The following is a 21,158-nucleotide window of genomic DNA, read 5'->3' as shown; positions in this document are numbered from 1 at the left end:
CGCATCGCATCATTACGACCATCGACCATGAATCCACGCGAAGTCGCCGATTATCTGCTCGACAACCCCGATTTCTTCACCGAGCACGCTGAACTGCTCGGCACGATCCGGTTGTCCAATCCGCACGGCAAATCCGCCGTGTCGCTGCAGGAACGCCAGATGGAAATGCTGCGCGACAAGAACAAGCAACTCGAACGGCGCCTCGCCGAACTGCTGCGCTACGGCCACGAAAACGACAGCATCTCGACGAAGTTCAACCGCTGGACCGTGCGCGTGATCGCGCAGCGCGATCCATACGCGTTGCCCTCGACCATCAGTCGCGGCTTGTGCGAAGTCTTCGACGTTCCGCACGCCGCGCTGCGCGTCTGGGATGTCGACGAAGGGTATCGCCAGGCCGACTTCGCGCGTCAGGTCGGCGAGGAAGTGCGCATCTTCGCGAATAACCTCGAAGTGCCGTATTGCGGCGCGAACAGCGGCTTCGCGGCGGCGCAGTGGCTTGGCGCGCCGAACTCGGCGTCGGCTACGACCGTTGCCGGAGAAGGCGCCGCGCAGCGCAAGATCGAATCGATCTCGCTGATCGCCCTGCGCGATCCGCAAGCCGGTCCGGATGCGCCCACCTTCGGCCTGCTCGTCATGGGCTCGCCCGATCCGCGCCGCTTTCACGACGGCATGGCGACCGACTTCCTCACGCAGATCGGCGCATTGGCCAGCGCGGCTTTGAGCCGTCTGATGCCTTACTGAGATCGCCATGGACGCCGCCGAAGCCATCGCCACGTATCTTTCGATGCTCGAACACGAGCGGCGTCTGTCCGAACACACTTTGCGTGGCTACACGTACGAACTGAGCGAACTGCGCGCGCTCGCCAAAGACCGTCCGCTCGAATCGCTGACCGCGCTCGATATGCGCGGCGCGGTGGTCAGGGCGCATTCGGCGGGGCTGTCGTCGCGCTCCATCGCGCATCGGCTGTCGGCGTGGCGGGCGTTTTATCGATGGTTCGCGCAGCAAGTCGACATGCCCGCGAATCCGGTGGCGACCATTCGCGCGCCCAAGCGCGAGAAGAGCTTGCCGAAGGCGCTTTCCGTCGATGACGCCATGGCGCTCATGGACGCGCCCCAGGCCGGCACAACCGAAGCCGCGCGCGATCACGCGATCCTCGAACTCTTCTACTCGTCCGGCTTGCGGCTCGCCGAACTGGTCGGGCTGGACGTGCATTTCGTCGAGACCGCCGAATACCGCTCGCAAGGCTGGCTCAATCTCGCGCACGAGGAAGTGACGGTGCTCGGCAAGGGCAACCGGCGGCGTTCGGTTCCAGTCGGACGCAAGGCAGTCGATGCCTTGCGCGCGTGGATCGCGGTACGCGGCGAATTCGTTAAGCACGACCCGCACGCGCTCTTCATTTCGGTGCGCGGCAACCGCATGGCGCCCGGCGTGGTGCGCGAGCGCGTGAAGCGCATGGCGCTCCTCGCGGGCATTCCGTCGAACGTACATCCGCACGTGTTGCGGCATTCGTTCGCCACGCATGTTCTGCAATCGAGCGGCGACCTGCGCGCCGTGCAGGAGTTGCTCGGTCACGCGAGCATCACGGCCACGCAGGTCTATACATCGCTGGATTTTCAGCATCTCGCTCGCGTCTACGATTCAGCGCACCCGCGCGCGAAGAAGCGCGATTAACCTGCGGGCGCTTGCATGAGCGCCCGCGCCTGACATTCTCATGCATACCATCACGCTCAAACCGGCGAAGGACAGGTCGCTCGTTCGCCGCCATCCGTGGATCTACGCCAACGCCGTCGCGCGGATCGACGGCAATCCCGCGCCTGGCGCGACCGTCGCCGTGCGCGCGGCCGATGGCCGCTTTCTGGCGCGCGCGTCGTATAGCCCGCATTCGCAGATTCGCGCGCGCGTCTGGTCTTTCGACGAAGCCGAACCTGTCGATCACGCGTTCTTCAAGCGTCGCGTGCAGCGCGCGGTCGCGCATCGGCAGACGATGGTGCGCGATACCGGCGCCACGCGTCTCATGTTCGGTGAAGCGGACGGCTTGCCCGGCTTGATCGTCGATTACTACGTCGCCGACGAAGGCGCGCGCGCGCAACTCGTTTGCCAGTTCATGGCGACGGGCGTCGAAGCTTGGAAAGAGGCGATCGTGCAGGCGCTCATCGACGCCACCGGCTGTCCGAACGTCTACGAACGCTCGGATGTGTCGATTCGCCAGAAGGAAGGGCTCGAGCAAACCACCGGCGTGCTCGCCGGCGACGCGCCGCCCGAGACGCTCATCACGAACGAATGCGGCGTGCGCTATCACGTCGATGTCATGCACGGCCACAAGACAGGCTTCTATGTCGATCAGCGCGACAACCGCGTGCTGGTTCAGCAAAACGCGGAAGGCCGCGAAGTGCTCAACTGCTTTTGCTACACGGGCGGCTTTTCGCTCGCGGCGCTCAAGGGCGGCGCCACGCGCGTGGTGTCCGTCGATTCGTCCGGCGACGCGCTCGCCCTGGCGCGCGCCAACGTCACGGCAAACGGCTTCGACGCCGAACGCGCCGAATGGCTCGACGCCGACGCGTTCAAGACCTTGCGCCGTCTTTACGACGAAGGCCAGCGCTTCGACCTGATCGTGCTCGATCCGCCGAAGTTCGCGCCGTCGAAGGAAAGCGTCGAGCGCGCCGCGCGCGCTTACAAGGACATCAACCTCAGCGGTTTCAAGCTGCTGCGTCCGGGCGGGCTGCTCTTCACGTATTCGTGTTCCGGCGCGATCGATTCGGACCTCTTCCAGAAGATCGTCGCGGGCGCGGCGTCGGACGCGCGTGTCGATGCGCGCATCCTCAAGCGGCTCGGCGCGGGCGTCGATCACCCTTTGCTGACGGCTTTTCCCGAAGGCGAATACCTGAAAGGGCTGCTGTTGCAAATTGCGTGAGCGCCCTTATCTAGCGGCCACGTAACCGGGTCGCACGGAGCACCGGTTCGGCAAATATGTTTCAATATTCGACTCATTGCGCCTGCCGCGGCCCGCGCAATCCCCGAACACAGACAAGGACACAGGCGACACCATGATTCCCGTAACCATCCTGACCGGCTTTCTGGGTAGCGGCAAAACCACGCTGCTCAAGCGCATTTTGAACGAGCAGCACGGCATGAAGATCGCCGTGATCGAGAACGAGTTCGGCGAAGAGAACATCGACAACGAAATCCTCGTGCAGGAAACGAACGAGCAGATCATCCAGATGAGCAACGGCTGCATCTGCTGCACGATTCGCGGCGATCTGGCGCGTGCGCTGGAAGACCTCGCTAACCGCAAGAAGGCGGGGACGCTCGATTTCGACCGCGTGGTGATCGAAACGACGGGTCTCGCGAATCCGGGCCCCGTGGCGCAGACGTTTTTCATGGACAACACGGTCGCCGACGAATTCCTGCTCGACGCGATCATCACCCTCGTCGATGCAAAGCACGCGAACGCTCAGCTCGACCAGCACGAAGTGGTGCAGCGTCAGGTCGGTTTCGCAGACCGCCTGTTCATCACCAAGTCCGACCTCGTCGATGCCGCCGCGCTCGAAGCGCTCAAGCATCGCCTGCTGCACATGAACCCGCGCGCGGCCATTCGCGTCGTCAATTTCGGCGATGCGGACATCAAGGAAATCTTCGACCTGCGCGGCTTCAATCTGAATTCGAAGCTCGAGATCGACCCGGATTTCCTCGCGGAAGACGACCACGACCACGATCACGGCCATGACCACGCGCACGATCACGGCGACGACCACGATCACGCCACTTGCGGTCACGATCATAGCCACGACCATGAGCATCATCATCACCATCACGCGCATCACGACGACAAGATCAAGTCGTTCGTGTATCGCAGCGACAAGCCGTTCGATCCGAACCGCCTCGAAGACTTCCTGGGCGGCATCTTGCAGATCTACGGCGAGCGTCTGTTGCGTTACAAGGGCGTGCTCTATATGAAGGGCGTGGATCGCAAGGTCGTGTTCCAGGGCGTGCATCAGATGATGGGCAGCGACCTCGCCAGCAAGTGGATGCCGATCGAGAAGAAGAACAGCAAGATGGTGTTCATCGGTATCGAGTTGCCGAAGGATCTGATTTTCGACGGCCTCGACGCCTGCCTCGTCAAATAGATTGGCATGCATATCGCTTGATAGCCGCGGTTCCCGTCTTCAGGAAGCGTGCGCGAAAAGCTGGAAACGCCGCCGCGGCCTATCGCGCGCGGCGTTTTTCGTAGCGTGACTTTCGTGTGGCGTGTGTAGTCGCGACCACGAAGCAGCATCGCTTTTTGTACGTCCACGCGTTATATTTTTGAAATTCCGACATAAATTGACAGGGTTTTCTCGTTGTCGTCGGAAATTGCGGTTCAGTTACAATACAGCCCCACTGGAGAAGGGCAAATCCGTTTGGCGCATGGCTTGAAGTCACATCTGAGCCTTACGCTGTCGGATGTCAGGAGAAGGGATGGCCTGTTTTGCGTTATCTCGATTTAGCGGGGGAAGGCGAATCGAAACAACGCAGGAAGGCCCGGAACGCGGACATGCGAAAAAATGCCCCGCGTACCGGACACATCCGTAATCGGTTTCCAGAGGAGTTCGGCCCCGCATCGACGTGTCGCGTGATGCCATGACGCTGCATGCGGGTAATGTAGTCGGGGCGTTGCGGAAGACTTCGCCTTACATTGAAGAAGCAAGCAGATGACAACGAAACTCTTGACCGAAGCCGAAATCCTGAAGATGAGCGAGAAGGACTACATGAACGAGGAACAGCTCGCCTTCTTCAAGAACCGGCTCGAACAGTTGCAAGCCGACATTCTCAAGAATGCCGGACAGACGACCGAGAACCTGCGGGAAACGGTGATCGTGCCGGACCCGGCGGATCGCGCGACCATCGAGGAAGAGCATGCACTGGAACTGCGCACGCGTGACCGCGAACGCAAGCTCCTGAAGAAAGTGCAGCAGTCGCTCGCGCGCATCGAGTCCGGCGATTACGGCTGGTGCGAGGAAACCGGCGAGCCGATCGGCATTCCGCGTCTCATCGCGCGCCCGACCGCCACGCTCTCGCTCGAGGCACAGGAACGCCGCGAACTGCGTCAGAAGCTGTTCGGCGACTGAAGCGCGTCTCTCTCGGCGAACGTCGCGGGGCCGCCCGCCACGGGGAAGACGCCGCCGCGAAATTCGCGTGTTCGAACGCTCCGGTACACGCAAGGCACACGCATCCGCGTGTGCCTTTTTGTTTGCGCGGCGCGTCCTGCGCATCGCGTGTCTTGATAAATTCCCCATCGCCCTAAAATGAATCCGACGCGCCCGTTCACGACGGCGCGTGCGCGGCGCCGGACGCTCGTCTTTTCGAGTCGGGCGGAACCCCGCGCCGTGCACTCCATCGAATTCTCGACTGCGTGGCGGTTCTTTAGATCGAGCCGCCCGCGTCCTTCGTTTTCTCAAGGAACGCACATGGAACAATTTCACGGCACGACCATCGTCTCCGTGCGAAGCGGCGGCAAAGTCGCGTTGGGCGGCGATGGTCAGGTGACGCTCGGCAATATCGTCATGAAAGGCGGCGCGAAGAAAGTGCGCCGTATCTATGGCGGCAAGGTGCTGGTCGGCTTCGCCGGCGGCACGGCCGACGCGTTCTCGCTGCTCGACCGCTTCGAAGCGAAGCTGGAAAAGCATCAGGGCAATCTCACGCGCGCAGCCGTCGAACTCGCCAAGGACTGGCGCACCGACCGCATGCTGCGACGTCTCGAAGCCATGCTGATTGCCGCCGACGCGCAAGCCACGCTCGTCATCACCGGCAACGGCGACGTGCTCGATCCCGAAAACGGCATCTGCGCCATCGGCTCGGGCGGCGCGTACGCGCAAGCCGCGGCACAGGCACTCGCCGAAAACACCGAACTCTCTCCGCGCGAAATCGTCGAGAAGGCGCTGACCATCGCCGGCGACATGTGCATCTACACCAATCACAATCGCGTCATCGAGACGATCGAGTAAGCGCACGCGCGCAAAGGACCAACGATGACCACCATGACTCCCGCCGAAATCGTCTCGGAACTCGACAAACACATCATCGGCCAGGGCCGCGCGAAGAAAGCGGTCGCGGTCGCGCTGCGCAATCGCTGGCGCCGTCAGCAAGTCGCCGAGCCGCTGCGTCAGGAAATCACGCCGAAGAACATTTTGATGATCGGGCCGACGGGCGTCGGCAAGACCGAGATCGCGCGACGTCTAGCGAAGCTCGCGGACGCGCCGTTCATCAAGATCGAAGCGACCAAGTTCACCGAAGTGGGCTACGTCGGCCGCGACGTGGACAGCATCGTGCGCGATCTGATCGAGATTTCGGTGAAGCAGACGCGCGAATCCGAGATGAAGAAAGTCCGCACGAAGGCCGAGGATCGCGCCGAAGACCGCATCCTCGATATTCTGCTGCCGAGCGCGCGGCCGGTTGGCTTCGGCGCGTCGAGCGCGGCGGAATCGGCCGAGGACAGCAACAACGTCACGCGTCAGACCTTCCGCAAACGGCTGCGTGAAGGCGCGCTCGACGACAAGGAAATCGAACTCGATGTCGAACAGCCGCAAGTCGGCATGGACATCATGGGTCCGCCGGGCATGGAAGACATGACCGAGCAAATTCGTTCGATGTTCGCGAACATCGGCGGCGGCAAGAAGACGCGCCGCAAGGTGAAGGTGAAGGAAGCGCTCAAGCTGCTCACCGACGAGGAAGCCGGCAAGATGCTCAACGACGAAGAAGTCAAGAGCCGCGCGGTGCAGAACGTCGAGCAAAACGGCATCGTGTTTCTGGACGAGATCGACAAGATCGCGTCACGCAGCGAAACCGGCGGCGCGGAAGTGTCGCGCGCAGGCGTGCAGCGCGATCTGCTGCCGCTCGTCGAAGGCACGACCATCAACACGAAATACGGGATGATCAAGACAGATCACATTCTGTTTATCGCGAGTGGCGCGTTCCATCTGGCCAAGCCGAGCGATCTGATTCCCGAACTGCAAGGGCGTTTTCCCATTCGCGTCGAGCTGGATTCGTTGTCCGTGCAGGACTTCGAGTCAATCCTGAATTCCACCGATGCAAGTCTCGTCAAGCAATACAAGGCGCTGCTCGCGACCGAAGGCGTGGAACTCGATTTCGCCGATGACGGCATCCGGCGTCTCGCCGAAGTCGCGTTCTCGGTGAACGAGAAGACGGAGAACATCGGCGCGCGGCGGCTTTACACGGTGATCGAAAAGTTGCTGGAGGAAGTGTCGTTCGCGGCGGGGAACCACGCGGGCACGCCGGTGCGAATCGACGCGGCGTATGTGGATCGCGCACTGAACGACGTGGCGCAGGATGAGGATCTTTCTCGCTACGTGCTGTGATGTAACTCGGTGAAAACGAACCGGGCGAGCTTCAGACGCCCGGTTTTTTCACGCCTGAAAGCCATGCGGCGCGCGGCATCGCCAAAAACGACAGACGAAAAAAAGCCCGCCTAGTTGGCGGGCTGAATCCATATCAGGAGGAGACATGGAGGAGACAGTTCCAATACTACACAGCCACTTGATGCGACGCAATAGTTTTTTTAGTAAAAACCCCTATGGCGCCGAAGTGTGGCATCTGTGCGTCACAATTCTGAAATTGCTGGACGCGGCGCGCGATGACAGCGCAAGAAACGGCGCGTAACCTTTCTCGCAGGGCCTTACAGTGGATTCACGCCCTTCCACTGGAGCAGCCATGAACATCGCGGAAACCTTTCATATCGTCCCTGATTTCGATACCGACGCCGGCCGCTGGCAAGCCGTGGTCGATCGCGACGCGCGCGCCGACGGCGCATTTTTCTTCGCTGTGCGCACCACGGGCGTGTTCTGCCGTCCGTCGTGCGCGTCGCGGGCGCCGCGACGCGAGAACGTCGAATTCTTCCAGACGACGGATGCCGCCGCCGAAGCGGGTTATCGGCCATGCAAGCGTTGCCAGCCGACCGGCCTGCCGCGCGAACTCGCGATTGTCGAGCGCGCGTGCAAGGTACTCGACGCCGATCCGCAGCGGCGCCTGACGCTCGCGCAACTGAGCGACGCCGTGCACGTCAGCCCGTTTCATTTGCAGCGCTTGTTTTCGCGCATCGTCGGCGTATCGCCGCGGCAGTATCAGGCGGCGAGGCGCGCAGGCGTGCTGCGTGAAGCCTTGCAGCACGGCCGGGACGTCACCCGCGCGACCAACGACGCCGGTTTCGGCTCGCCTTCGCGTCTGTACGACGCCGTTCCCGCCGAACTCGGCATGACGCCATCGGCCTACAAGCGCCGTGGCGCGGGCTCGACCGTGCGCTATACGACGGCCGACACGTCGCTCGGCGTCGTGCTGGTCGCGGCAACCGACAAGGGCATCTGCAAGATCGCTTTCGGCGACGATGGCCGCGCACTCATCGATCAATTGGCGGTGGAATTCGCCATGGCCGAGCGAATCGAGGATGCCACGCGACTGGAGCCGTTCGTCGCGCAAGTTCTGGCCTACGTGCAGGGCACGCGCGAACGCTTCGATTTGCCGCTGGACATCGGCGCGACGGCGTTTCAAGGGCGCGTCTGGGAAGCGTTGCGCAACATTCCCTACGGGCAGACGCGCACCTATTCCGAGATCGCCGAAGCGCTCGGCGCGCCGCGCGCGGTGCGGGCGGTGGCGAACGCGTGCGCGTCGAATCCGGTGGCGCTCGCAATTCCCTGCCATCGCGTGATTGGCAAGGACGGCGCGATCACGGGGTATCGCTGGGGTGTGACGCGCAAGGAGGCCCTGCTCGATACCGAACGCGCGCAAAGGGACGCGAAGTCCTGAGCGCGGCCGCCCCGCAAACCCCGGAAATCCCCGCAAACGCCCGCTGCCATTGGGCCCAAGCACGTCGAACACCGAGATGTTAAAGTGCCCGCTACCCGAAAATAAGACCGGGCGCGAAACACCTGCGCTCCTCGCTCAACGGCTTCAATGGCAAACCAGCAATCCGCTCACCCCAAGGCCGGCGCCTATCAGCGCCGGCTCGCCGCGCTCGCGTCCGGACCGCACGCCAACGCGTTGCGTCAAGGCTTGCGCGGCATCGAGAAAGAAAGCCTGCGCGTGACGCCCGAAGGCAAGCTCGCGACGACGCCGCATCCGCGTTCGTTCGGCTCGGCGCTGACGCATCCGCTCATCACGACCGACTATTCGGAAGCGCTCGTCGAACTCATCACGCCGGCGGAAACGGATATCACGCTGACGCTCGATCGTCTCGATCTGCTGCATCGTTTCGCCTACGCGCATCTCGGCGACGAGTTGCTGTGGAACGATTCGATGCCCTGTTCGCTGCCGCCAGAAGACGACATTCCGCTCGGGTTTTACGGCACGTCGAACATCGGTACGCTCAAGCACGTGTACCGGCGCGGGCTGGCGCTGCGCTACGGCCGCACGATGCAATGTATCGCGGGCATCCACTACAACTATTCGCTCGACGAAAACGTCTGGCGCGCGTGGCAAGCGCTCGATCCGTCGAGCACGCTCTCGGCGAAAGACTTCCAGTCGGAGCGTTATTTCGCGCTCATCCGCAATTTCAGGCGCACGAACTGGCTGCTGATGTATTTGTTCGGCGCATCGCCCGTGCTGAACCGGCGCTTTATCGAAGGCAAGGCACATAGCCTGGAAGCGCTCGACGCGGACACGTTCTATCTGCCGCACGCCACCAGTCTGCGCATGAGCGATCTCGGCTACACGAACAATCCCGCGCAGGCGGATTTGCTGCCGAGTTACGACAATCTCGCCGCGTATGTCGACGTGCTCGCGAACGCCGTGAGCCAGCCATATGCGCTTTATCAGGCCATCGGCACGCAGCGTAACGGCGAGTGGGTGCAGATCAACACCAACGTGTTGCAGATCGAAAACGAGTTCTACTCGACCATTCGGCCTAAGCGCGTCACGCGTTCGGGCGAGCGTCCGCTGCATGCGCTGGCCGATCGCGGCGTGCAGTACATCGAAGTGCGTTGTCTGGATATCGATCCGTTCGAGCCGACCGGCATTTCCCTCGCCACTTCGCGCTTTCTCGACGCCTATCTGCTTTACTGCGCGCTCGAAGACAGCCCGTTGCTCTCGCGCGAAGCGAATCTCGAAGCGAACGGCAACTTCACCAAGGTATCGAAGGAAGGGCGCAAGCCAGGACTGACGCTCACGCGCGACGGCGCGTCCGTGTCGATGCAGCAATGGGCCGAGGAATTGTTCGACGCCATTGCGCCGGTTGCGAAGATCCTCGATCAACTCGACGGCACGAACGACACCACACGCGTGCTCGAAGCACTGCGGCCGCGCATTCGCGATGCATCGCTAACGCCTTCGGCACGCGTGCTTCAGACGATGCGCGACAAGCAGCAATCGTTCGATGCGTTCGCGCTCGACTTGAGCCGCCAACATGCGGAGTTCTTCCGCGAGCGTCCGCTTTCGCCCGAAGAAGCAGGCGAGATGGCCGCGCTTGCCGCGAAGTCGCTGGAAGAGCAAGCCGAGATCGAACGCAATCAAACCGAAACGTTCGACGAATTCGTCACCGCGTATCGCGACTACAAGGCGGGCGCGCGCTGAACCGGCGCGTAGTTTTACCTTGCCCGCGCCGCGTGCGCGCGGCAAGCGTTACGCGTGTTTGAAACAACCCGAAACGCGCAGACACGCCGCCCGGCGGGATCAGTCAAAATGATCAATGACTTATCGACTAGCGGGGATGCAATGAGCACCAAATTACTGAAGGCCGCATCGGCGACGGCAGCGCTGGTTCTGCTCGCGAGCTGCACGAGCGAAGGCCAGGTCAGCAGTCAGACGATGGAGCAGGCCACCGCGCCGCTCACCTGCATGAGCAAGCTGGAATGCGACGCCTGGTGGGCGCGCGCGCAAGTCTGGGTGACGAATCATTCAGAGTACAAGCTTCAGGCAATCACGGATTCGATCATCCAGACGGCAGGACCGTCGAGCGGCAAGCGCGCGCTTGCTTATCAGATCACCAAGACGCCGAGCAACGAAGGCACGGCCACGATCGGTTTCGCCGCGCATTGCGACAGTCCGCTCGGCTGCCAGCCGGGTCCGTGGCAGGCGGGCGCCGATTTCAAGCAGTTCGTGCGCAATGGCGCGACGCGCCCCGTTAGCGCAACGCCGCAAGCCGTGCAGACGAATCCGCAGCCTGTACCGCTCAATCTCGACAGCCAGCCGGGCCAGTCGGGCGAACCGCTCACGCCGCAATAGGCGTCAGTGTCCCGTCGTCGCCGACGCGCCTTTCCTCGGGCGCGTCAGCCAGACCATCGCGGCGAGCACGAGAAACGCATAGAAGGAAATGCGGAAGAAGTCGTTGGTCGACATCATGTACGCCTGCGCCGACACCACGCGGTCCAGTTGCGCCGTCAGTGCCTGCCCTGAAAGCCCCAGTCCCGAGAGAAGGTCCGAATAAGCGGTCGTGCCTTGGGAATAGGCGCTCACCGACTCCGTGAGCACGGAATGATGGCGGATCATGTCGTTCTCCCAGAAGGTCGTGCTGACCGCCGTGCCTATCGCGCCCGACAAGGTCCGCAGAAAATTTGAGAGCCCCGCCGCGCCCGCGAGCCGTTCGTCGGAGACGCTCGATAGCGTGATGGTCGTCATCGGCACGAAGAAGCACGCGACGCCAATGCCCTGAATCAGACGAGGAAAGATGACGTGGCTAAAGGGCGTATCGAGCGTGAAAGTCGAGTTCCAGTACGACACGAACGCAAACACGATAAACGCGAAGCTCGCGACCACGCGCAGATTCATGCGATGCATGTTTTGCCCGATCATCGGCGAGAGCACGAGCGCGAGTATGCCGACCGGCGCGGTTGCAAGACCCGCGAGCCACGGCGTATAGCCGAGCACGGTTTGCAGCCACAGCGGCAACACCACGACCGAGCCGAAGAACGCGAGAAAGCCCAGCGAAGTGATCATCACGCCCATTGCGAAATTGCGGTCGCGGAACAGCGACAGGTCGATCACCGGTTCTTTTTCCGTCACTTCCCACGCGAACATGAACGCGAGCGATACCGCCGCGACGAGCGCCAGCGTGACGATGAACGTCGAGTTGAACCAGTCGCGGTCCTTGCCGAGATCGAGCATCATCTGCAGGCTCGCGACGCCGATCACGAGCAAACTGAGCCCGACGGCGTCGATGCGCTGTCGCGTCGTCTTGGTCTCATGTCCGCGCAGGAGAAAGTACGCAATCGCCGCCGAAAAGATGCCGATCGGCACATTGATATAGAAGATCCATGGCCACGTGTAGTTGTCGGTGATGTAGCCGCCCATCACGGGACCGAAAATTGGCGCGACGATGACAGTCATTGCCCACAAACCGAGCGCGAGTCCGCGTTTTTCCGGCGGATAGCTGCGCATGAGGATGGTTTGCGACAGCGGCACCATGGGGCCGGATACGAGGCCTTGCAGCAGCCGGAAGCCGATGAGCGATTCGAAGTTATGCGCGAAGCCGCAAAGCGCCGACGCCACGGAAAACAACAGCACGGAGATAGTGAACAGTTTCACTTCGCCGACGCGGCGCGCGAGCCAGCCGGTGAGCGGCACGGCGATCGCGGATGCAACCGAGTACGAGGAAATTACCCACGTGCCTTCGCTCGTCGCGACGCCCAGACTTCCCGAAATGGTCGGCACGGCGACATTGGCGATGGATGTGTCGAGCACTTCCATGAAGGTGCCGAGCGCCAAGCCCATTGTCAGCAAGGCGAGGATGCCGCCCGTGAGCGGACGCGGCGCGGGCGTGGCGGGTTCGGCAGTCGCGGTCGTCGACATATCTGTTCTCTTATGCGTTCGAAAGTCCGTGCCGCGGCATTCTCTGCCCAGACAGCGAAATATGCGGCTCTTGGCGGCTACGTTGCCGCTGCTCGGTCACTCCCCGGCGTCTTCGACACATCCGACGCAACCTGCGCGGCCAGCACCAGGCGAATTGCCGATGATGCGCGCTAGCATCGACGTCAGAAGATCGAGTTCGGCCCGGCTGAAGCCTTCCAACTGCTCGTTCAGCACCGCAGCGCCGAGCGCGGGCAGTTGCGCGGCGGCGGCGCGGCCACGGTCCGTCAGATTCAGTTCGACGATGCGCCGGTCCGCGTCGCTACGCGTGCGGCCGATGAAACCCTTCTTCTCCAGCCGGTCCAGCATGCGCGTCATGGAACCGCTGTCGTAAGACATCTCGCGCGACAGTTCCAGCGGCGTGCGCGCTCGACCCGCTGCCAGGAAAAGCAGCACGCCGATTTGTTGCGACGTCAGATCGAGCGGCCGCAGCGCTTCGTCAGTTCGCGCGATCAACACGTTGCGAGCCTTTGCAAGGTAGTAGCCAAGGCTGGTGTCGAGTTGAATCGTGGCCGGATCGTAAAGCGGTTCGCTGGTCATTCGACGGTCCGTGGGACGACGCGCAAAGCTATGCAACGTCCCAGAAAAGCAACATTCCGAAAAAAGCAATCGGTAGTATCTTGAAAACTACTTGCATAGTCAATATTATTTAAGGCACCGACTTACGCGCGACATGCGCCACCCGAGACCATGTTCTGATCGCCCGATGCGTCGTTCGCGACGCCCCAAGGACCCTTCGATGACCCGCTTTGCCCGCACCGCCGGCCGACGTTTCGGCCAAGTCAGCAGCTCGATCGCCAACGCATCCCGTCAGTTCGTTCCGCCGAATCTGAACTCGTGGAAATTCGCGTTGTATCTGATCGTGTTCCTGATGCCGGGCGGTTCGTTCATCGTGCTGGCCATGGGATGGTTCGAGAATCGGCAGCGGCGCAAGACTGAAAAGCCCGCGCGTGCATCCAACCGCACCTTGCTTCCCGCGCCGTGCGCTTGCTCCAGTAGCGGCGGAGCAGGCGGCGCCTGAAGCGCGTAACGCGTCGTAACCGATTCCCGCTGCCGCGTAACACCCACCTTACGCCGAAGCCGTTACCCTAACGTCTGCCTGACGCTCGCACGCAAGTCCCACGACCTGCTTCGCGAGCGTTCCGTTACCATCTCGGCAGTCGCATTCGTCGTATCGGACGAAGCGCCGCCGACAGGAATTTCGAAAGCAGATGCCGTCTCGCCTCGCTGTTTCATCCTCGCTGCGCCTTTCCGCCACTGCGCTTGCGGCCACGCTGGCGTTGTCCTTCGCCGGTTGCGCGGTCGGTCCCGACTATCAGCGCCCGTCCACGGCAATGCCCGCGTCCTATAAGGAAGCGCCCGATGGCTGGAAAGTCGCGCAGCCCGCCGATCAGACCGATCGCGGAACGTGGTGGACCATTTACGACGACGCAACGCTCAACGACCTCGAAGCGCGGCTGAATCAGTCGAACCAGACGGTTGCGCAATATGCGGCGGCTTATCGGCAGGCGCGGGCGCTCGTCGGCGAGGCGCGCGCGGCATATTTCCCGACCATCGGTGCGTCGGCTTCGGGATCGCGCTCTGGGCAAGGTGCGGGCACGCGTTCCACGAGCACCTCTACGTTCGGCAACAGTTCCAGCACCGTCGGCAACAGCTTCAGCGCATCGCTCGATGCCACTTGGGAGCCTGATCTCTGGGGCAGCGTGAGCCGCACGGTATCGGCGCAGAAGGCCGGCCAGCAGGGCGCGGCAGCCGATCTTGCGAACGCGCGTCTGTCCGCGCAAGGCACGCTCGCGCAGACCTACTTCCAGTTGCGCTCGCTCGACGCGCAACAACGGCTTCTGGACGATACCGTCGCCGCTTATCAGCAGTCGCTGAAGCTCACGCAGAATCAGTATGGGCAGGGAATCGTCGCGCGCTCGGACGTGATTCAGGCGCAGACGCAGTTGCAGTCGGCGCAGGCATCGGCAATCGATAACGGCGTCGCGCGCGCGCAGTACGAGCATGCCATCGCGGTGCTTATCGGCGAGGCGGCTTCGACCTTCTCGCTGGCGCAGATGCCGCTCGATGCCACGCCGCCGACCGTGCCCGCGCAGATGCCATCCGCGATTCTCGAACGGCGGCCGGATATCGCATCGGCCGAACGGAAGGCTGCGGCGGCGAACGAACAGATCGGCGTGGAAATCGCGGCGTACTTTCCCACGCTCACGCTCTCCGCGCAGGGCGGCTTCGAAAGCTCGGTGTTGTCGCAATTGCTGCGCGCGCCGTCGCGTTTCTGGACGCTCGGCCCGGACATCGCCGCAACCATTTTCGATGGCGGTTTGCGCGCCGCCCGCACGGACGCCGCGCGTGCCGCTTACGACCAGAATGTCGCGACGTATCGGCAGACGGTGCTGACGGCGTTTCAGGATGTCGAAGACAATCTCGCTTCGCTGCGCATTCTCGAGAAGGAAGTCGTCGTGCAGCAGCAGGCGGTGGAGTCGGCGCAGCAGGCGCTCGCGATCATCAACAATCAGTACAAGGCGGGGACGGTCGCGTTCATCAACGTGCTGACCGCGCAGACCACGGCGTTCACGGCGCAGCAGAAGCTGGCGAATATCGCGGGACAGCGGATGGTCTCGTCGGTGGGATTGGTGAAGGCGCTAGGCGGCGGGTGGGATGTCGCGCAGATGGATCAGGAAACGGGGGCGGTGCAGCCGCCAGCTTCGGCTTCGGCTTCGGCTTCGGCTTCGGCTTCGGCTTCGGCTTCGGCTTCGGCTTCGGCTTCGGCTTCGGCTTCGGCTTCGGCTTCGGCTTCGGCTTCCGATATCGTCAGTCAGACGCTATCGGCTAGCGACAAGCGCGCGTCAGCCGACTAAAACGCCCGTGCAAGCTCGAACGCATGCGTGTTGCCTGGTGCGCCGCGTTGCGGGCAAGCAAGCACAAGCCAGCTGAGCAAAAATCTCGCGAGCGCAAGCGGTGCGCTCAGTGCGCCTTCGTTGTTCAACGTGCGCGCACGAACCGCTCAATCCGAAGCGCTGTTGGAAAGACAATTTGCACAACCGCACCGGCACTAAAGACATCGGGAAGTTAGCACCGCCTCACCGCACCAAGGTCAGCGCCACCGTATCCTGATCCGTATGCCGGCCTAGCAGATTCAACAGTCCCGCCAGATTCTCGCGCTGCTCGGGCGCCGCCGTCGCGGTGCCGTTGAACGCCGTCGATCCCTGCGACACCGTGCCGTTTCCCTTCAGCAGGAGCGGGCCACGCGTAGTCGTGAGATCGATTTCCGCCGATTCACCCTGCGCCTGCAACGCCACCCGATACGACCCGAGCGGCTTCACCCGCGATACTCTCGACGACATGTCGTCAAGCGTGACGACCACCTGACCATACGCATTCCTGCCGAGCACGCGGAACTCGGTCCATGTGAGCCGCACCGAACCATCGAAGTTCAGCGTGTTGAACGGCGCGCCGAGCCCGGAAAGCAACGTAGCCGGCACGGCGATCCCGCCAGCCGAAAGAAACGCGCCGCGCGGCGTGGCATCGACGATCACGGCGTCGGGCATCGCTTCGCTCTGGCGCATGCTCATGTGAACGCGGCCCGTGAAAAGCGGCCAAAACGCCGTCGTCCACTCGATACGCCCCGGCAGCAGCGTCGCGCCGGAAACGTCGCCACCCGTCGCGAGCATGAGCGTGGCTGAACCGCGCCAGAGCGAACCCGCCGGATCGACGAGATTCACGCGGCCGCCCGTTACGCGCGCGAATTGCGGCGTGATCCAGGCGGCGGGCAGCATTACGAGCAGCGTGCCGGCGACCGACAAGATCATCACAAAAAAAGCCGGCAGCGCGTACCGGATTCGGCGAGTCCAATAGCTCATGTCACTTCACGCTCGCCGGTTGCAGCGATGCCGTCAGATCCACCTGGCCATCCGGCTGAAGCGCCGTGACATGCGCCTCCGACACTTGCACCTTGAACTGCTTGCGGGCGTCGTCGAGCCACAGCGTCCAGTTCGGAAACGACGTGTTCTTCAACTGAATCTGCACCGCCGCGCCGATCACCTGCACCTGCGTCGCCTGCATGCCGCTGTCCGCCAGCGACTTGGTGAGCGCATCGCGCAAGGCGCCGCCCGTCGGCGTCACGCTATCCGAATTGCCCGCGAGCGAGCGCGCCTCGTTGGCTTGCGCGGTCATCGTCGCGAGCTGGCGTTGCATGGCGGGCAGCGTGTCGCGCAAGCGGCCGCGTCCTTCGAAGGCAGGCGCCCACAGCACCAGATACACGAGCGCGAGGCCGAGAATCAGTCCGCCCCAGAACAGCAGCGCCTTTTCGCGTGCCGTGCGCGCCTCCCAAAACTCCCCGAGCGAACGTCCGAGTTCCGCTTTCATTGACCGCTCCTGATCGTCCACTTACCCGTGTTGCTGTCGATTGCACCGTTCAGCCCGTTCGCCGAAAGACGCCGGGAAAGATCGCCATCGACCTTCGTCTCCGGTTTGAACGTCACTTCGAGATGCCGATCGCGATAATCCAGCCCCGCGATGCCGTTCACCGGCACCGGCCCGAGCGAACGCGCGAGGCCATCGGCGAGTGTCAGAAAATCCGATGGCGACAGCTCGCCCGACGCCACGCGCAGACGATCGAGATTGCGCGTCATCTGGTCGGGCGCGTCGAGCACGACGGTGGTTTTAGGGAAGGCGTTGAGCAGCAGCTCCGTCATCTGCGCGCTGATCGCGTCGCGCTGACGCGCAAGCTGAATCCACTGCACGTTGATCCCGATGATCGACACGACGATCGACGCCACCACGAGCGCGATCGGCACGCGCAGACGGCGCATCGTCGTGCGGTCGAGCCGCCACGGCTGCGCGGCGAACTCGAACTGGCACAGATCGAAGCGGCTCGCGAGCGCATTGCGTGCGAGCGACTCGAACGCGAGCGGCTCTGCGCCGACGATGCTCGCCGCCGCCCGCGACGATGCGAGACGCGGCTCGTCGCCCGGAAGATCGAGAAGCGAATACACGGTGACCGGCTGATCGCCCGCGAGAGCGTCGAGCGTCGCGGCGATGGAATCGGACGGCAAGGCGAGTCCCTCGCCGAGCGCCGCGTGTTCGCCGCGCGCAATCGCCACTTCCATGCGCGGCGTGACAAGCGCGGCCGGCGCGGCCACTTCGCCGATGAGCGCGGGCGCGGTCGAAACCACATGCCCGAGCAGTCCGGCGACGAACGGCGGCGCGGCAAGCGCTTCATCGGCTTCGCGGGACGGAATCGGCAGGCAACGCATGGCGGGCACCGCCTTCACATTGCGATGCCCCGCGCCAGAGAATGCCTCGCGCACGAAGCGGAACCAGCCGCGATCGATGACCGCGAGCACGCGCCGGCCATCGGCGAGCGCGACGGGATCGACGGCGATATGGCAAGTCTGCGCGTCCTGGATCACCTGATCCTCGATCACGTTCGGCAGCGCCTGACGCAAGCGCGGCCCCTTCAGCGGCGGCACTTGCGCGGCGAGCAGCAGCGTGTCGCGCGCGGCGACGATCAGCACGGTCGCGTTCGCACGCGGCAGCAACCCGAGCGATGCGCGGCCGGCGCGCTGAGTTTCGCCGCGCTTGTCGAGCAGCACGAACGGCAGGTCGGGCAGATGCCACTCTTCCGAGCGCACCGCCGGATCGCGCGGCGGTAGTAGAACGATCAGTGTGCTCAAAGGCCACTTCCTCTCATTTAAAGCGCGTCGCGCGTATAGACGATGCGCGTCGTATGCGTGGTCGGATCGCGGTACACGAGCGTCGAGCGCTCCAGCTGCGCGCGCTCATGTTCGACGCGCCCACGGATCACGAAATAGCGTGTGGTGACATCGAGCTCGCTGGGATCGATCGATGTCGCGGTCTTCACGCCCGCGCCGGTGAGCGCGAGCTGCACGTTGCCGGTATCGTGAAAGAACACCGTCTCGCGGCGCGCGACGAACGCCTGCGCCTGCGAGAGATTCATTCCCGGCACCACGGCCGCGACCACTTCGGCAGGCGCGGTGTTCATGTTCACGGCGGTCGTCGTCGGCAGAACGGTGACGAACGGCCTGAGCTTCGCGACGGCTTCCGGCGAGAAACCCTGCACGTCGAGCAGCGAGTCGACGCTGATCATCTGCAAGGGCGCGACGGGCGCGTCGGTATCCGCGTCCTTCAGGCCGGGATCGTCGGTGAAATTGCCGCCGCCCGTGCCGCCGCCCTGCGCAATCGCCGCGATGGTCGCTTCCGGCGTGGTCGTGCTCGTCGTGGTGCTGTTGCCCGTTTGCGTCTGAAAACGCGTCGCGGATCGCGCGAGACCCGCGCGTATCTGCAGCGCCACCGTTTTCGCGAGCGACCCGTTGATGCCGAGAAGCGTAAGCAGCCGCTGGAACGCCTGAATCTGTTCGACGTTGATGGTCAGTACGCCCGGCGTTGGCGTCGACACGAGGTTGCGCAGATTGAACTTCGCCTGCGCGTCTTCAATCGATCCGGACAGAAACGTCTGCGCGCCTTCCTGCGAACGCACTTCACCGATCTGCCCGAGAAAGTCCGACAGCTTCGTCTTCGCGATGGGCACACCCCACACGCCGCCGAGATACGTGACGGTCGGTGAGGTATCGGCTTCCGAGCGCAAAATGAGGCGCGTCCAGTCGAGCGCGCTACGCGAAATCCACTGCGCCTGCGCGAGCAGCCGCTGATTTTCGATACGACGCACCTGCACCTGCTGACGCCACAACATGCCCGACACCAGAATGGCCGACAGCGCGACCACCAGCAACGCGCTGATGATCGCGACTCCGCGTTCTTTCCGGCTTCTGGCGCGCATCGTCATTCTCCGACCATGAATACACGCGTGATCGGCGCGGCGAGATTGCGCGCGCCGACCGCCACCTGAATTCCCGAAACCGCGCGCGGCAGCGGCGCGTTGCCGAGCTGCGGCACCTTCAGGTTGTTGTCGTTCTCGTTGATCTGCGAGAACACGTCGTTCATCCTCGTGGTCCAGCCTTTCTGCGGAATATAGACGCGCGAGGCGAGCGAAGCCACGCCGCCCATCAACTGCACCGCGTTCCAGCCGTCCGCCGTATCGCTCGATGACAACGCGCGCCGCACTTCGCCCACATTTGCGAGCGGCGGCGACGCGAAGCGCACGATGCGTCCGTCCGATAAACGGTAACGCACGACCTGCAAGCGCGGCGGCGCACCGACCGCGAACATGCCGCGCACGATCTGCAGCGAGCCGTTGTCGATCGACACCGCGGGCTGACCCGCTTCGTCGTCGGTGGCGGCCTGACGCGCGTCGATACGCATCTGATCGAACAACTGCGCGACCACGCGCTCGTCTTCCATCGAATTGGTGATGGTCGCACGGGCGCGGATGATGGAGTCGAGCCCGCGCCACGACAGCACCGCGATCACCGCCAGAATGGCGATGGCGATCAGCATTTCCAGCAGCGTAAAGCCGCGCTGCCTCGCGGCGTCAGAGGGAGCGGTTCGTTTCATTCGCCACCACCGTGACCATTTGCGCGAGATAGCCCGAACGGCCCGGCGTCGTGACGAACATCTCGACGCGCCGGAAAATCGGGTTGGGCGTCGCGGTGACGCGCTGCGTGCAGACCAGCTTCAGGTTGCCCTGCGAACATTCGAAGGTGCGCGAGCCGATCCCCGGGAACGTGTGCGCCAGCCGAATCTGCGCTAGCTCGTTGTCCGCGCTCCAGCCGGCAAGCAGACGCCGATGCAAATCCGCCTCGCCGTTGGCAATCGCGCCGACCGCCCTCAGCGACGCGGCAAGCGCCACCGCGATGATCGCCAGCGCAACCAGCACTTCGATCATCGTGAAGCCGCGTTCCTTCCGCCGGGTGCACATCACCGCACCTGAAAGCGGCCATTGCCGCTGCCGACGATGGTCGCGCGCCCTGCCGGCGAAACGAGCGTGACTTCCATGGGCGTGTCGATGGCTTCGGTGCCGAAGACGAGGCGGCTTGCCGACTTGTCGGAATCGAGAAACTGGATCGTCGCGCTCGTCACGCCGCCTTCCCACGGACGCGGCCGCAGCAGATCGTCGCGCAGCGGACGCCAGCCGTCCTCGGTGCGGATATCGAAGCGAAAACCGCCGTCGTAAGGCTGCCACGCGATGGGCCGCGCGCGCACTTGCGCTTCGTCGCCCGCGGATTCGAACAGGAGCGCGAGACGCTGCGCTTCCTCGTTGAGGTCGGTGCGCGGATTGCGCGTGAGCTGCAACGAAGCCAGCGACACGAGCAGACCCGCGATCACCAGCACGACGAGCATTTCCAGCAGCGTGAAGCCTGCTTCACGGCCTCTATGCATATCGCGCCTGCCCACGATCATTCCTTCGATGAGA

21 protein-coding genes are annotated in these 21,158 nt (G+C 63.4%); 12 read left to right on the top strand and 9 right to left on the bottom strand.

Annotation, left to right across the window (positions count from 1 at the left end):
• Positions 1-27 precede the first annotated feature (27 nt).
• The 10 genes from QCE79_RS14465 to QCE79_RS14420 all read left to right on the top strand — a co-directional run bounded on the left by QCE79_RS14465 (position 28) and on the right by QCE79_RS14420 (position 11,206).
• On the top strand, positions 28-741 hold the full coding sequence (locus QCE79_RS14465; protein WP_244826662.1) for a DUF484 family protein: 714 nt from the start codon (positions 28-30) through the stop codon (positions 739-741).
• A 7-nt stretch (positions 742-748) separates the two neighbouring features.
• Positions 749-1,672, top strand: a complete 924-nt coding sequence (gene xerC, locus QCE79_RS14460) for a tyrosine recombinase XerC (protein WP_250509699.1) — start codon at positions 749-751, stop codon at positions 1,670-1,672.
• 40 nt (positions 1,673-1,712) lie between these two features.
• Positions 1,713-2,912, top strand: a complete 1,200-nt coding sequence (locus QCE79_RS14455) for a class I SAM-dependent rRNA methyltransferase (protein WP_309845037.1) — start codon at positions 1,713-1,715, stop codon at positions 2,910-2,912.
• 133 nt (positions 2,913-3,045) lie between these two features.
• Positions 3,046-4,125, top strand: a complete 1,080-nt coding sequence (locus QCE79_RS14450) for a GTP-binding protein (protein WP_250466241.1) — start codon at positions 3,046-3,048, stop codon at positions 4,123-4,125.
• Between the two features lie 564 nt (positions 4,126-4,689).
• Entirely contained in the window at positions 4,690-5,106 is a 417-nt protein-coding gene (dksA, locus tag QCE79_RS14445; protein WP_035962045.1) for an RNA polymerase-binding protein DksA, read from the top strand.
• A gap of 339 nt (positions 5,107-5,445) precedes the next feature.
• The gene (gene hslV, locus QCE79_RS14440) at positions 5,446-5,982 is read left to right on the top strand and encodes an ATP-dependent protease subunit HslV (protein ID WP_244826658.1); all 537 of its coding nucleotides are present in this window, start codon (positions 5,446-5,448) and stop codon (positions 5,980-5,982) included.
• Between the two features lie 24 nt (positions 5,983-6,006).
• Complete coding sequence (hslU, locus tag QCE79_RS14435) at positions 6,007-7,353, top strand: ATP-dependent protease ATPase subunit HslU (protein WP_244826657.1); 1,347 nt, start codon at positions 6,007-6,009, stop codon at positions 7,351-7,353.
• A gap of 352 nt (positions 7,354-7,705) precedes the next feature.
• Positions 7,706-8,794: a bifunctional DNA-binding transcriptional regulator/O6-methylguanine-DNA methyltransferase Ada gene (gene ada, locus QCE79_RS14430; protein ID WP_309845032.1), complete on the top strand. Its 1,089-nt coding sequence runs from the start codon at positions 7,706-7,708 to the stop codon at positions 8,792-8,794.
• A gap of 147 nt (positions 8,795-8,941) precedes the next feature.
• The gene (gshA, locus tag QCE79_RS14425; protein WP_244826655.1) at positions 8,942-10,555 is read left to right on the top strand and encodes a glutamate--cysteine ligase; all 1,614 of its coding nucleotides are present in this window, start codon (positions 8,942-8,944) and stop codon (positions 10,553-10,555) included.
• A 141-nt stretch (positions 10,556-10,696) separates the two neighbouring features.
• Positions 10,697-11,206, top strand: a complete 510-nt coding sequence (locus QCE79_RS14420) for a hypothetical protein (protein ID WP_244826654.1) — start codon at positions 10,697-10,699, stop codon at positions 11,204-11,206.
• 3 nt (positions 11,207-11,209) lie between these two features.
• Here the strand turns inward: QCE79_RS14420 and QCE79_RS14415 are convergent, their stop codons facing one another.
• On the bottom strand, positions 11,210-12,769 hold the full coding sequence (locus QCE79_RS14415; RefSeq protein ID WP_309845028.1) for a DHA2 family efflux MFS transporter permease subunit: 1,560 nt from the start codon (positions 12,767-12,769) through the stop codon (positions 11,210-11,212).
• Positions 12,770-12,865: 96 nt separating this feature from the next.
• Positions 12,866-13,366 (bottom strand): MarR family transcriptional regulator, encoded by a 501-nt coding sequence (locus QCE79_RS14410; RefSeq protein ID WP_309845025.1) that lies wholly within the window; start codon positions 13,364-13,366, stop codon positions 12,866-12,868.
• Between the two features lie 199 nt (positions 13,367-13,565).
• On the opposite strand from QCE79_RS14410, the gene QCE79_RS14405 reads away from it, so the two are divergent.
• Both QCE79_RS14405 and QCE79_RS14400 read left to right on the top strand, forming a co-directional pair.
• Positions 13,566-13,847 carry a hypothetical protein gene (locus QCE79_RS14405; RefSeq protein ID WP_244826651.1) on the top strand — a complete coding sequence of 94 codons (282 nt, stop codon included), beginning with the start codon at positions 13,566-13,568 and terminating at the stop codon, positions 13,845-13,847.
• A 190-nt stretch (positions 13,848-14,037) separates the two neighbouring features.
• Complete coding sequence (locus QCE79_RS14400; RefSeq protein WP_309845021.1) at positions 14,038-15,684, top strand: efflux transporter outer membrane subunit; 1,647 nt, start codon at positions 14,038-14,040, stop codon at positions 15,682-15,684.
• Positions 15,685-15,906: 222 nt separating this feature from the next.
• Here the strand turns inward: QCE79_RS14400 and QCE79_RS14395 are convergent, their stop codons facing one another.
• The 7 genes from QCE79_RS14395 to QCE79_RS14365 are packed head-to-tail and all read right to left on the bottom strand — an operon-like array spanning position 15,907 to position 21,145.
• Positions 15,907-16,686: a type II secretion system protein N gene (locus tag QCE79_RS14395; RefSeq protein ID WP_250492855.1), complete on the bottom strand. Its 780-nt coding sequence runs from the start codon at positions 16,684-16,686 to the stop codon at positions 15,907-15,909.
• 1 nt (position 16,687) lies between these two features.
• On the bottom strand, positions 16,688-17,191 hold the full coding sequence (locus QCE79_RS14390) for a type II secretion system protein M (protein WP_309845017.1): 504 nt from the start codon (positions 17,189-17,191) through the stop codon (positions 16,688-16,690).
• Positions 17,188-18,501 (bottom strand): type II secretion system protein GspL, encoded by a 1,314-nt coding sequence (gene gspL, locus QCE79_RS14385; RefSeq protein ID WP_250492854.1) that lies wholly within the window; start codon positions 18,499-18,501, stop codon positions 17,188-17,190. The genes QCE79_RS14390 and gspL overlap by 4 nt, the downstream gene beginning before the upstream one ends.
• 17 nt (positions 18,502-18,518) lie before the next feature.
• Positions 18,519-19,631 carry a type II secretion system minor pseudopilin GspK gene (gene gspK, locus QCE79_RS14380; RefSeq protein ID WP_244826646.1) on the bottom strand — a complete coding sequence of 371 codons (1,113 nt, stop codon included), beginning with the start codon at positions 19,629-19,631 and terminating at the stop codon, positions 18,519-18,521.
• Positions 19,628-20,299: a prepilin-type N-terminal cleavage/methylation domain-containing protein gene (locus tag QCE79_RS14375; RefSeq protein WP_309845012.1), complete on the bottom strand. Its 672-nt coding sequence runs from the start codon at positions 20,297-20,299 to the stop codon at positions 19,628-19,630. Before QCE79_RS14375 ends, gspK begins: the two co-directional genes overlap by 4 nt.
• Complete coding sequence (gene gspI, locus QCE79_RS14370; RefSeq protein WP_309845009.1) at positions 20,277-20,663, bottom strand: type II secretion system minor pseudopilin GspI; 387 nt, start codon at positions 20,661-20,663, stop codon at positions 20,277-20,279. Before gspI ends, QCE79_RS14375 begins: the two co-directional genes overlap by 23 nt.
• A complete protein-coding gene (locus QCE79_RS14365; RefSeq protein ID WP_244826643.1) occupies positions 20,663-21,145 on the bottom strand; it encodes a GspH/FimT family pseudopilin in 483 nt (160 codons plus the stop codon). Before QCE79_RS14365 ends, gspI begins: the two co-directional genes overlap by 1 nt.
• Positions 21,146-21,158: the final 13 nt, after the last annotated feature.

The sequence above is a fragment of the Caballeronia sp. LZ003 genome (assembly GCF_031451465.1).
Taxonomy (GTDB): Bacteria; Pseudomonadota; Gammaproteobacteria; order Burkholderiales; family Burkholderiaceae; genus Caballeronia.
This window is presented reverse-complemented; position numbering and strand designations above follow the sequence as displayed.